Consider the following 14,830-nt stretch of genomic DNA (forward strand, 5'->3'; position numbering starts at 1 on the left):
TCGTGTATCTTAATTGGTGGTTGATAATTTTTCATGTACTGTTTCAGGATGGAATCTATTTGGATATTCTTCCTGTAAATATTGAGCCAGTTCGTTTAAATTCTGATATTCAAAGAACAAAGTCGGATACAATTCTGTACCTAGCTCTTCTTCCATAATTTTAACTAATGCAATTAGTTCAGAAGAATCTATTCCCATATCCATGAAATTTTTTTCGGAGGATATGATTGAAATATCTTTTGAGCTGGCACTTTGCAGTACTCTTCTTAAAAATGTCTCTGCCTGTTCTGTTTTAATTTCTTTACTATGGTCTGATATTTTGATGGCTTCCTGATCTGTAAAAGATGTTTTCTTACACACAAAACCCGTAACCTCTCCAATTACCTCTCCTTCAATTGAGCAAAACTTAAAATTAGTCTCAATAATTTCCCTGTTCATTTTTATGATTTCTCCAATCACCAGACATTGTTCAGGAATCTTTTCATATATTTTGAATTCCTTTATCATCAAGGGAAGAAAAGGGGTATCGATATTTTTAATCAAAGCCAGTGTCGCTACCAATCCGCCATTTAACAATACGGGATCCATCAGATTGTATTTATGAATTCCTTCTTGTTTGGGCAGTCTAAGTTCAGCCAGACTTTTATTTTCTCCGATATGAATTTTTTCAATCACTTGCAGGCTGTCACCTTGCACAATTCCTTTTTCCATATCTTTCTGGTAGAAAGCTTCTTTTCCGAGTTTGAGATATGCACTTTCTTTTAACATCTTAATTTCAGACAGGCAGTTGTCAGGAATAGAAATTAAACTTTCTTCAAGTTTTCCTTCTGCGACATCAATAAGATAAGCTGTAGTTGTATTTTCACTTGAAACAGCAAATGCATTATTAACGAAACTAACCTTAACTTTTAGTTGCTCATTATGATTTAAAATGACCTGATTTTTAAATAAAATACGGGACAAAACAACGACTTTATCCGATTTGCTTTGTATATGGTTAGTAGCTAGTCCTAAAAAGGTAGTTCCCAGAAGTATGCGATTACCATTAACCAAATGATCTTTCAAATATGTTTCATTATACGAAAATACCTCACTTACTATATCCTGTAATTGCTCCTTATCAGCTATCTCCCTGATTTCTTCTCCGAGCCAATATGATTTATTAGAAAGACGCTGAACAGGTAATGGCTGTCGCAAGGAAGTTGTTTCATTCTTATTCTTTTCAAGAATCAAATGACAGTTTGTTCCTCCAAAGCCAAAACTTGAAATAGCAGCAATTTTATGTTCTTCATTCCAGTCTTTTAAACGAGTATTAGGATAAAAAGGAGACTCACTAAACTTAAATCTCGGATGTGGATTCTCACAATTTATAGTAGGTACAAGCTGACCATATTGCATTTGAAGTAAGATCTTGATTAAGCCGGTTACTCCTGCTGCAGTCATATTATGTCCTACATTACTTTTTACTGATCCAAGAGCACAGAATTGTTTCTTTGATCCGTATTGCTGATAAATTTCAGTTGCTGCTTTCACTTCTATCGGATCACCTAAAAGTGTTCCTGTACCATGCGCTTCATAGTAAGAAATTTGCTCAGGAGATATAACTGTTTTGTCTAATGCTTTTTGAATTACCGCCTTTTGTCCCTCTTTATTAGGTACCGTCAATCCCATTGTTTTTCCATCATTATTGATTGCCGATCCTATAATGGTTCCTATTATAGTGTTTCCGTCTCTTTTAGCCTGCTCATATTCTTTTAGCATTACTAATCCTCCACCTTCTCCTAAAACAAATCCTTCAGCACGTTCATCAAACACATAACTGTGTCCGTCTCTTGACAGTACTTTTGCCTGACTAAAGGCAATATGTCCAAATGCATCAACTAAGATGGAAATTCCTCCTGCAATTGCCATTTCAATTTTTCCGTTTAAAATATCTTCGCATGCCTGGTGTATGGCTACAAGTGAGCTCGAACAGGCTGTGTCAATGACCAGGCTTGCTCCATTGAAGTTATAAAAATCAGAAACTCTGGCAGCAATCATATTACTAATATTATTGACAATTACGTTTTGATGTGTTCCCTTAGGCAGCAAATGGTAATTATTACGAACATAATTATTGTCTTTTGCTCCAATATAAACACCAGTATTAGAATTATAAAGTTCTTTTTTATCGTAGCCGCAATTTGCTATTAACTGACGAGATAATTCCAGGGTAAGCCTTTGCTGAGGATCCATTGAAATTGCCTCATCATCGCTTATTTTAAAATAATGAGCGTCAAATAATCCCGGATTAGTTATAAAACCTCCTTTATCTGTATAAGTTTTATCAAGCTCTTCCTGAGCAGAAAAGTATTCGCCCATATCCCAACGCTCTTTTGGCGTGTCCGAGATAAGTTCTTTTCCGGCTTTAAGATTGTCCCAAAATTCTTTAATGTTATCTGATCCGGGCAAATGGCAAGCCATACCTATCACAGCTATTTTGTTTGCTTTTTCTGAAGATTCTGGTATGGTTACTTTTTTAGTTTCCGTAATACTTTCTTCTATATTCTGAAAATCTGTTTTTTCAAAAAATGATTCTTTTATAGGCTCTTGAGAGTCAATGGCTACTCCTGGTTTTTTTATGTTTTCTGATGCAAGAAAATAAGCCAGTAATTCAATGGTTGGATAATTCACAATAATAGTGGGCTCCATAGTTGCTTCGAAACGCTCTTCAAGAGCGTTAAGGATATTCATCATCATGATTGAATCTACTCCGTATTCTGTAAAATCAACATCAATATCAATGTCTTTTTCTTCGATTTTCAATAGTGCTCCACAAATTTCTTTTAGAATTTTCTGAATTTCCGTTACAGTATGAGTTGCATTTTGAACCACTTCATTACGCTGATTTTCATTTTGACCTGAAATAAGCACTTTTTCTATTTTTTGTGATTCACCAAAGGTTATCACACAATGATCAAGACAAGAGGTTAATAATTTTTCAAAAACAGCAATACCTTCCTGAGTCGGCAGGGGTTCCATGCCCCATTTCTTTTTCAGAAAAGCTTTATTTTCATTTGCCATTTTTATTCCTCCATCTTCCCATAATGGCCAATCAATACTAATCGTATGTCCTTTTCTTTTACCTTTTGCTGTTAATTCATTTCTGTATCGTGCAAAACTATTAAGATAAGCGTTCGCAGCACTGTAACATGCTTGTCCTGAACTGCCTACTACCGCTGTAATCGAAGAAAACAATACCATAAAATCCAGCGATTCGTGCTGCATGGCTTCATCTAAGAACTTTATTCCGTTTATTTTAGGATCAAATACTGTTGAAATTTGCTCTTTTGTTTTGTTTACCAGCAGACTGTCCTGTGTAATTCCTGCGCAATGAATCACTCCTGTTATTGCGCCGATAGTCTCCTTGATTTCGTAAATACATTTAAAAACATCTTCTTTGTTGGTGAAATCACAAGTATAGTAGCTGGCATTATTCCATTTTCCTAACTGAATCTGACGATTTGCATCCAGCTTCGACTTTCCAAGAATTACTAAACGCACGTCCTCTGTTTTAAGAATGTGTTCAGCCACGATCCGTCCAAGTCCTCCAAATCCACCTGTAATTATATAAACCCCACCTTTTTTTATTTTGCATCCTTTGTCAGACTCCATTAGCAAAAAAGATTCTGTCTTTTTTACTTCTCGTACCCCATTAAAATATCTCACTTCATCTTCGTCTATACCAATTTCAGCTTCAATATATCCTGCAACCTGATCCAGATCCCGAATCGTGAGCGAATCTACTCCTAATAGTTTTCCATTTATTTTTGGTAACTCGAGTTTAGCCGTTTTGAAAAAGCCACTCAGAAAATCAACCTGCAAATATTCATTATTTTGATATACAAGTAAAAATTGAATGTTTCCCTGATTAATATAATTTTTAATCATTGTGCTTATTTCCCACCATTTTTCAATCTCATTAGTAGAAGAGAGTAATATAACTTCTATCTCTAGTTCTTCTTGTAATTTTTCTGCAAGTAATAAACTACCTTCATTTAGTAAAACTACAGTTTTGCAATCATGCTGCTTTTTATTTTGTATACCATATCTCCAAACAGACTGATAACTTTGTACTGTAGCAATGCTTGCTGAAGTTGATTGTTGGAGTTGGCCAATTGGTAATGCTTTAAAATCAACAAAGCTCAGTACTTCTTCTCCTTCGCTGTTTAACAGATGAATTTGATACGCAGAAACTTTGTCGTTTCTGTTTTTTGCTTTCTCAACATAACACCACAATTCCCCTTTAAGTGAACCCAATATATTAACTTCTTTAACGCTAAATGGCAATTCCTGACCTTGCATGTTATTTAAGAAACTTAATCCTGCACAGGTCTGAAGTGCCGAATCCATTACTCCGGGGGGCAATAAATAACCATCTTCCGCCTTCGGCAGTATGATTTGAGATAAAGCTTCAGAATCGCCATAGTACAATGTTTGTATTCCCTGAAACGTTTCGCCGTAATCAAGCCCTAATTTTTTGAAATGTAGGTAACATTCCTCCTTATTACGAGTATGCTTGAGCTTTCGACGTAAAGACGGAAGGTCATATTTTTTCGTTGTACTATTTTGCGCTGTTTCAAATTTTCCTTTGCTATGTATTTTTAGGCTCCCTTCTGATTCACTGTAAATCTCATAACCGATAGCATCATTTTTTTCTTCTAAAATAGTAATTCCTATCTTTTCAGCTGCTCCGTTTACACGTATGGGAGTTAGCCACGTAACCTCTCTAAGTCCTGTTATTTTTTTGTTTAAGGATATCTCTCCTGCCGCTCTGGCCAATTCCAGATAAGCCACTCCCGGTAGCATTTTTTCACCATTAACCTGATGATCTTGTAAAAATGGCTCCTGACCGGAATAGATACTTGTAAAATGCTGATCTACTAAAGTAGATTCATTTTGATGTACTAATGGATGAAGCTTTTGCTCTTGTATTAGATTTTTAGCATCATTATTAGGAATGTTTACCCAAAAATATTTCTTTTCAAAAGGATAAGTTGGCAAACTAATTTTTTTTGGAGTGAAGTGATTATCATAAAGAATATTCCAATCAACATCAAAACCGTTTATCCATAATTGAATTAGAGATTGAATATCCTTTTGTTCTAATGCATGATCAATATATCCCTGTTGTTCAATACCCTCCAATCGAAAATCAAGAAGCGGCTTTCGAACATTTCCTGTCGTAATATTTTTATTATTACCAACTAAATATGCTGAAAGAGCCTCATTAAATTCCTGATAACTAAACACTTCAAAGGCCAATCGTTCATCCATATGTTCACGTCCTACCTGCAAAGTATAAGCTATGTTTTGCAAACTAAGATTTGGTTTTTCTTCAGAATAATTTAACAAATCCTGAACCCTGTCTTTTAATCTTGAAGAATTTTTCGCAGAAAGTAATATAAGAAATGGTCCTTTTTCTTCGTCTTTAAGCATTGTTTTTTCTGGAATATATTCTTCTATTACAATATGTGCATTACTTCCTCCTGCTCCAAAACTGCTAATTCCTGCAATTCTTGGTTTACCGTCTTTTGTTTCCCAGTTTGTGGTTTCCTTTTGAAGATAAAATGGCGTATCGGTAAAATTTAAATATGGGTTTGGAACTTTTAAATGTGCATTTCCTGGTCTGGTTTTATTTTTAATTGCATATAACAATTTGGTCAGACCAACGATTCCAGCAGCAGCTTCAAGGTGTCCTACGTTTGTTTTTACACTTCCTAAAGCGCAATGTGGCTCAGCAGGCAATTCTATTCCGTTTTCTTTATAAAGCTGCCTGAATGCTAATTTCAATCCTTCGCACTCTACGGGATCACCTAAATTGGTACCTGTACCATGTGCTTCAATATATCCCACATCTCTTGGGTCTACTTTTGCTGCACGATATGCTTTTAGCAATAGTTCTTTTTGTGCATTTGAGTTTGGAGAAGTCATGGTATTGGCTTTTCCTCCGTGATTTACCGCAGATCCTTTAATAAGCGCATAAACTGGATTTCCATCCCGTTTTGCCTTACTTAATTTTTTTAAAATGACAATTCCTACTCCTTCTCCCCGCACGTATCCATTTGCACTCTCATCAAATGTTTTGCATCTTCCATCCTGGCTTAATACTCCTGCCTGACTAAAAGACAATGTCAGTTCGGGAGTTAACAGAGCATTTACACCTCCGGCAATTGCCATTTCGCAATCACCATTCCTGATATTTTCAACTGCTCTGTGAATGGCAATCAGGGAACTTGAACATGCTGTATCAATAGGTTCACTCGGGCCGTGAAGGTCAAGTAAATACGATATTCTGTTAACCAGAACGGACTGAGAAGTTCCTGTAGTAGCCAGTGTACTGTTACTAAGGTTTTCATTTGCAGCAATCAATGTTTTGTAGTCAGAGCTCGAACAGCCAATGTATACACCAGTATCTGTGCCTTTAATTTTACCTGCTGGTATTCCTGCATCCTCTAAAGCACTATAGACCGACTGAAGTGTAATGCGTTGTTGAGGATCCATTAATTCTGCCTCTGCTGGAGAAATATTGAAATACAAAGGATCAAATGTCCCAATTCCCTCAATAAATCCTCCCCATTTGGCTTTGGTTTTATTTTTTTCTTTGACCGGATCACCGTATATTGCTTTCCAGTCCCATCTTTCGAGTGGAACTTCTGTTATAAGGTCTTTATTTTCTTTAATATTATTCCAAAAATCCTCAAGATTTTTTGTTCCCGGAAATCTTCCGCTAATTCCAACAATGGCAATTGGGTCTTCCTGTTCCTCTTCAACTGCACTTATTTTAGTGCTTCTGATTGGTGAGGTTAGTGCCGAAATCCATCCAATTCGCTTTTCAGTTATCTTATTTGTTGCTTGATCAAATACATTCGATACTGTTTCATTCGTTTTCCCACTCTTATATACAGCGGCCATTTCGATTGCATAATTTTCTATAAGGTGTGCTGCTAAGTCTAAAACAGTCGGACTGTTAAAAAATACCGTTGGTGTAATATCTAAATCGTACAATTTGCTGAGTTCAGTAGCAAATTTAGTTAGGGAAACAGAATCGAAACCATACGTACCAAATTCTTCCTCTTTCCTGATTTTATTTGGATCGATCTTGATTAATTTTGATATAATGGCAAGAATACTGTTCTCAATTTTAGCGTTTAAATCATGCCCATTCCCTGCTTTATTGTCCTTCTTTTCTTCTATGTTATCTGTCTTCCTGTTAATGGCTTTAGGAGCCGAATACAACCTCTTCTCTATTCTTTCTTTTATTCCATAAAAAACAATTACCTGACTAAAATCCGTATTAAGTATCTTATGCAGAGCTGCAATTCCATTATTATTGTCTAACGGCACAATTCCCCATGATTTTTTTACTTCTTTTTTAATATGAGCAGGTACTTGCATGCCTCCTTCTTCCCACAGTGGCCAGTTAATACTGATCGTCTTTCCGTAGCGTTTCCCTTTTTTTTGCAGTTTATTACGATCAAAAGCAAAAGCGTCTAAATAAGCATTTGCAGCCGCATAGTCGCCTTGTCCTGCATTTCCTGTTATACTTGCTATTGAAGAAAATAAAAGTATAAAATCTAATTTTTCAGATTTTGTTGCTTTGTCGAGGTTTTTAATTCCCTGAATTTTTACATGGAGTACGATTCGGGCTTCTTCCCGTGTTTTGTCTTTTAAAAAGCTGTCCTTAATGAGTCCTGCACTATGAATTATTCCGTTCAAGCCTCCAAACTCCTCTTTTATTTTGGCAATACATTGCTCAACCTCTACGTTGTTTTCTATATCGCATTGCAAATAGGTTATTTTAGCAGAATCATCAATACAATCCGGCAAATTATCGAGGTCTTTACTACGACCTAAAAGAATAATTTTAACTTTTTTCGTCTTGCTGATTTCAGTTGCAACGATTCGTCCTATTCCGCCAGATCCTCCGGCTATAACATACACGCCTTCTTCTTTTATCTGGTTTACATAAGACTGCCCGGCCAATTGGATTGGTTTTAAAACTTTTATTTTTCGATCGTCATTTTTGTAGCATACTTCCAATACTTCCTGACCACATTCAGAATCGATGATCGTGCAAAGATCGGCTACAGATCTGTCTTGAAGTCCCGAAAGACTTATGATTTTAAAACTTAAATTTGTATTTTCGATTGTTGCTGTGCGCAGCAATCCTGCCACAAAGCTGAATTTTAATTCGTTTGCGCTATCATAGAGCAATACAAAATCAACTTTGCTCTTACTTTTATTTTTTTCCTGAATGAGATTAAGCAGGCGAAAAAAGGTTTCCTGCTCATTAGATTCCTGAATACTGAAAATTTCTTCAGGATAATATTCTCTTATTTTTTGTTCAAATTCATCTTTCTCTCCAAGAATGATCAAACAACGATTCGCATTAAAATGACTATGTTTAAGCTCAGGTAATGCTACATTTTTCCAAACTTTTGTATAGAACAAGGTCTGCTCATCATCATCATCATCATCATCATTACCCAGAGGCAGTGTTACAAAATCTTTCATACGAACCAATACTTCTCCGAATTCGTTCAGGATAAAGAGTGTATAACTACTAATTTTGTTTTCCTGTTCTGTCTCATTTTTAACGGCGTAACACCACACGGTTTCTTTTAGGTCCGCATAAATACTCACTTCTTTTAAACTAAAAGGTAAAAACAATGAAATGTTATCTTTATTAAAACTAAAAGCAGCGCAGGTTTGCAGGGCGCTGTCCATAATTCCGGGCTGCAGGACATATTGCCCATTTAAAGTCAGTGTTATTTTAGAAAGCGCTTCGTTTTCATTAAAATGCAATTCCTGAATACCCTGAAAACTTGGTCCGTGATCCAATTGAAGCGATTGGAAAAAGTCGTAACAATCTGCTCCTTTTTTAGTATGATGTAACCTTGCTCTAATTTCAGATAGACTAAAATTTTCTTGTCTTTCAGGCAAATCATAAGTCAAAAGACCTGTACAATGCTCCGTATCTTCTGTAGAATAAATACTGAAAGACAAGGCGTTTTCTAAAGGAAAAAGACTAGTATGAACTGCTACCGGAGTATTATCTATGATAACAGGACTTAACCATGCTATATTTTTTATCACAGATATTTTCTCTTCGGCCACACGTTCTCCAGCCTCACGGCCCATTTCTAAATAAGCCACGCCGGAAAGTATTTTCTTTCTCCTGACCACATGATCTCTAATTACTTCTTCATTACTTGTAAGGTGTGTTGTAAAACCTAATTTATGTAAGGTAGAAGTGTTTTCATGCAACAGTTGATGCGTAATATTTGCCGGTAATGATAGATTCATATCAGAAGGCTGGAACCAATATCTTTCTCTGACAAAGGGATAAGTGGGCAGGCTGACTTTATTGGGCTTTTGAGAATTATAAAGTAAGTTCCAGTCAATAGTAATGCCATTAATCCATAATTGTCCTAACGTTTCTGTTTCGTTATTTTTAATGATTGTATTGACGAAAGTTTTTCCGGCTTCATTGTTAATAAGTAAATTTATGCCACCTGCGTTTGCACTGCCAATCATTAAATTTGCTTTGTGTCCTGCTATATAATCTTCAATTCTTTGAATAAGTTCTGCTTTATCAGCCACTACAAAAGCCAGTCTCTCATTCATTACAGTTCTTCCAACCTGTAACGTATAAGCAATATCATCAATACTAATTTCTTCATTGTGTTCGGCAAATTTCTTCAAATTACCAGCAAGCACTTTAAGGCGCTCCGTGTCCTTTGCCGACAGTAAAATCAGATTTTCTTTTCGGTTTTTTATTACAGCAGGTTTTGCAGTAAATTCTTCCAGAATAAGGTGGGCATTACTTCCTCCCGCTCCAAAGCTACTAATGCCAGCAATTCTTGCCTTACCTTCTGTTTTGTTCCATTGCTCCAGCTTTTGCTGCACTTTAAAAGGACTCTTTTCGAAATTAATATTGGGGTTTAATTCTGCTGAATGCAACGAGGGAACTAATAAATTATACTTAAGCTGCAGTATAATTTTAGTCACTCCTGCAATTCCTGCAGCAGATTCGCAATGTCCGATATTGGACTTAACCGAACCAATACTACAAAATTGCGTTTTGGTTGTTCCAAATGCTTTGGCCAAACCTGCTATTTCTACGGGATCTCCCAGACTTGTGCCTGTACCGTGTGCTTCGATATAACTTATATGATCAGGGTTTACACCTGAATTTTTAATGGCACTGCTTATTACTTCAGCTTGTGCTGTTGGTTTAGGTACTGTATATCCGTTGGCTTTTCCTCCATGATTTACAGATGAACCTTTTATTACCGCATAGATACGGTCACCATCTAACTGTGCGTCGCTGAGTTTTTTAAGTACAATTGCCCCAACTCCTTCACCTGGAATGAAGCCTTCGCCTTTACTGCCAAAACTTTCGCATTTCCCTCTGTTGGATAAAAAAGCACCTCTGCTAAGCATCAGATATTTGTTTGGATGTGTCGTAATATTGACTCCTCCTGCAATTGCTACTTGTGTATGACCTAACCTTAAGTCATTGCAAGCCAAATGAATTGCTGTTAATGACGAAGAACACATAGTATCTATTGCCATGCTTGGTCCTCTGAAATTACAATAATAAGAAACTCTGTTGGCTATGCTACTTGCACTTCCCCCTAAAACCAGATGATTTCCTTTTAAAGATTCTTCGGCTCCAAATAATTGGTACTCTTCGTACATTACCCCAACGTAAACTCCTGTTTTCTTTTCGGCTAGCTTTTCTACTGCATATCCCGCATCCTCAATAGATTCCCAGGCTGTTTGCAAAAATAGTCGCTCCTGCGGATCCATTCTTTCCGCATCTACTGGTGATATATTAAAAAACAAAGGATCAAATTGGTCCATTCCATTTAAAAAACCGCCGTAATTACTGTTAATCGCACCGTCTTTTCCCTTTGCAGCATCATAATAACGTTCATTATCCCATCTGCCCTTCGGAATCCTGGTAATACAGTCTGTACCTGATTTTAAGTTTTCCCAAAACTCTTCAATTGAATCTGCTTTTGGGTATTTACCACTAACTCCAATAATAGCGATGGGCTCATTATGGTCTAATGGACTTAGCTTTATGGCTTTTTCTTTCTTTTCTTCTGTGGCAGCTACAGATTCTGCAGCCGGAAATTTCGTAATTTCGTTTTGAAATTGCTCTGATGCTTCTTCTTCTCTAAAATAAGCCAGATGGTTCTCTAAAAAATAAACTGCCAGCTCATTTATGTTAGCATATTCAAAAAAGTTGGTTGCTGAGACTTCTCCCAATTCTTTTGATAATTCTTTTGATAATGTTCCTATCAGGATAGAATCAACTCCTAATGCAGCAAATGCCGTATCTAGACCAATTTTGTTTTCTTCCAGTTTAAGAATTCGTGAAAAGATTTTTCTAAGATATGTGGTTATTTTAAGCTTATATTTTTCCTGATCTATTTCGATTTTAACTGTGTTCTTTACCTTTGGCACCTCTGGCAACATCTCTTCAGTAAGATTCAGTTCAACCATAATACTGCCATTACTTGTACACGTAATGATTTGTTGTGGTAAATGCGCTTTACTGTTGCTGGATTTAATGTTATCAAAACCTAGTTCCTGAAATACTATTTCCCAATTCTTGGCAGAAAGTCCGGGACTTCCTTCCAGTCTTAACTCCTCATCATTATAATTCCACCATCCGTCAAGAAGTCCAAAGGTTAGGGTGCTGAAGAGTTCTGTTTTTGCTAGTTCGTTTAAAATCAATACTCCATCCTTTTTTAGAACTTGTTTGATATTTTTTAGGGTACTTGCAATATTTTTTGTGGCATGAATCACATTTGCGCCAATCAAGATATCAAAACTTCCAGGTTCAAAACCTTGTTGTTCTGCAGATTTTTCAATATTAAATAATTGTGTTTTCAGATAGGGAGCTGTATGCTTGAAATTTTGCTCAGCATGCAACAGAAAACTTTGTGACACATCAGTATATATATATTCGAGCCTGTGCTGGTAGGCTTTAAGTTCTTCAAACAAAAACCTGCTTGTTCCTCCTGTTCCTGCACCAATTTCTAAAATTCGGATTTTATCCGATGTTTGTAATTTTCCAATTCCGTTTGCAACTGATTCTGATAGTAACCTGTTAAAATAATCTGACTGCTCTCCACTATTGTAAACAGCACTAACCAGCTCCATACTTCCAAAAGGAAAAATAATATCGGTAGCATTTTTAGTGCCTAGCAGGATCTCATTAAAAGATGTGATACATATAGTAAGAAGATTGGCATATGCCTTATAATGGCTATACCTGAGGACAAAAGTATTAAGTGTTTCCTCAAAATTAAACAAGGCAATTTCTTCCCCAATTTTTTCTGTTAAGATAATTTCATCATTGGTAATTTTAATATAATTTTCAGCACATAACTCTCTTAAAAGTTCTGTAATTAATCGGTTGTATTTCGTTTGTATTTTTAATCTTTCGATTAGCGTACTTACCTTAATACCATTTATAATACCCAGCTGTAGTAATTTTTGATACACTGCTTTACTGCAAATCTTTCTAAATGACTCTTCTATTGCTTCGTTATAATCATAAAGCGGGATATTGGTTAAGTCTACTTTTAAATCCGTTTGAACCGTTATTGTACGCGTTGCTTCATTTTGAACTAAATTATACATTGGGTATTTAACCTGATCGCTAAGTTTAATGGCTATAATCTGGGTTAAATCCTGTTGCAGCATTTGTTCCAAAACTTCCATTCCTTTTGAGGCTGTAATACTTCCAATTCCTAAAGTAGCCATGCTCTGGCGATAGTCTTGTGAACTTACTATTCCTGTTTCGCCCCAATAACCCCAATTTATGGTATAACAGGTCGTTTTTGTTTTTTGTGTTATAAAACGGCCCAAACTGTCTTTGTAACTGCAGCCGGATGCATAATTGGCCTGTCCCTTTGCAGTCCATTGCGACTGAACCGAAGAATAAAAACAGATAAAATCCAGATTCTCATCCTGAAAGGAATCTATAAAGTTATGACTTCCGAGAGATTTTGGATAATAGGATTTCTCAAAATCGGAGGTAGTCATGTTGATCAGCAGTTTGTCATTTAACACAATGGCTAAGTGAAATAAACCATTAATCTGGTTATGGGTTAGCTTAATTTTTTGATAAGCATTTTTCATACTTATCGCATTATTTGCATCACAGCAAATATAAAGTGGTTCTCTGCCATTTACAGCGGTTTCTTTTTGCGCCAGACGGATTTCAGCATTTAAAGGACTTCTACCTAACCATACGATTTGGGCATTGTATTTTTCTATTAAGTAACGGCTGGTTACCTGCCCAATTCCTCCGGCTCCTCCCAATAAAACATAAACTCCGCTCTCCTTTAATTTGCTCTTACCTGTAGTATTGAGCGTAATGGGATAAAGTTTTTGCTGGTAAAAGAAACTTTTTCTGAATGCAATGATTTCGCCATTATAATTGAAAGAGAAACTGTTTATTTTCTCGGCATCACCGCTTTTTAATTCAAGTGTCGAAAGATCTATTAGCCTAACTTTCCAGTTTGGATGTTCCTGAGCAAGCGATCCTGTTAATCCGGCAATTCCTCCTCCGTAAATTTCGCAAGAATCATAATCAAAAACCTGTACAGTCTGCAAAGTAAGCACTGTTAATCGTACTGGTTTATTGCCGTAAGTTTCTTGTATTTTTTTTATTTCTTCAAATACTATTGTTTCAGCACACTGAAATGAATTTTTATCGCCAACAGGGAAAAGACCGTTCAATAAAAAAATATCCGTATCATCGTAAATGGAATCGGGTATATCTTCCATAATGGTGCTTTGGATTGATTGTAAAGACAAACTTAATTGCAGTTTTTGCAAAAAAGTTTCATTCTTTGTTCCTTTTCCTGTGATCAGTAATGCAGATTTCGCATTTTTTGTTGGCTTTTCTGTAACTGCTACACGATTCCAAACAGGATGAAATGTAATGGCTGTGTTAGGTTTGTTTATTTCTTTTTGAATTGGAAGCGTAGCAAAATCTTGTAGGCTTACCAGTACTTCACCTGTTGCATTAAGAACTTGTATGGTATAAGTATTGATATTTTCTTTTTGATTGTCTTTTTTTACATAGGCCCAGATTTCATGGGTTAAATTTTTATGAATTTTAATTGTTCCGACGCTATACGGAACTTCGATTCCATTTACACTATTAAAGTTAAAAGCCACACATGCCTGAAAAGCATTGTCTATCAGTTCAGGAGTGAGGATAAGGGAACTGGCATCAGTATACAATTCAATTCTAGCTAAAGATTCCTGATCTGAATAATATAATTCCTGAATTCCCCTGAATCGCTCTCCGTATAAAATCCCTATTTGTTTAAAATGGCTATAACAATCTTTTCCGGATTTAAAATTGTTTAGTCTTTTTTTTATGGAGTCAATATCAAAAGGAGCAGTTGCTTTTAATTTTTCCGTACCAAAATATCCAGATGTTACAATTCTTTCTGTTTCGCTGGTCACATCGAAAATTTCATAAGTTAACACACCTGTATTGGCAGAAATTCTGGTTTCTACTTTAGTTGCATTGGTTTTGCTTTCAAGCATATCAATCCAATTCACATTATGAATTGAGGTAATCCTTTCATTTGAACAAATTTCACCTGCTGCTCTTGCCAATTCCAGATAGGCGGCTCCAGGCAATATTTTCATGCTGTTTACTTCATGGTCTGTGAAAAAATATTCATCCCCGGAAAAAATACTTTTAAATTTTCTTATTTTCATTATAATGGCTTGTTCTTGGATT

At 35.9% G+C, this 14,830-nt stretch carries 1 protein-coding gene; it reads right to left on the minus strand.

The features are described from left to right. Positions 1 to 9: 9 nt before the first annotated feature. Positions 10 to 14,808, minus strand: a complete 14,799-nt coding sequence (locus tag EV142_RS12645; protein ID WP_132036248.1) for an SDR family NAD(P)-dependent oxidoreductase — start codon at positions 14,806 to 14,808, stop codon at positions 10 to 12. Between the last annotated feature and the right edge of the window lie 22 nt (positions 14,809 to 14,830).

This window comes from Flavobacterium circumlabens (genome assembly GCF_004345565.1).
GTDB classification, from domain to species: domain Bacteria; phylum Bacteroidota; class Bacteroidia; order Flavobacteriales; family Flavobacteriaceae; genus Flavobacterium; species Flavobacterium circumlabens.

What these genes read in the sequence shown, in the direction of transcription:
- EV142_RS12645 (WP_132036248.1), bottom strand. Translation starts at nt 14,808, where the DNA reads ATGAAAATAAGAAAATTTAAAAGTATTTTTTCCGGGGATGAATATTTT.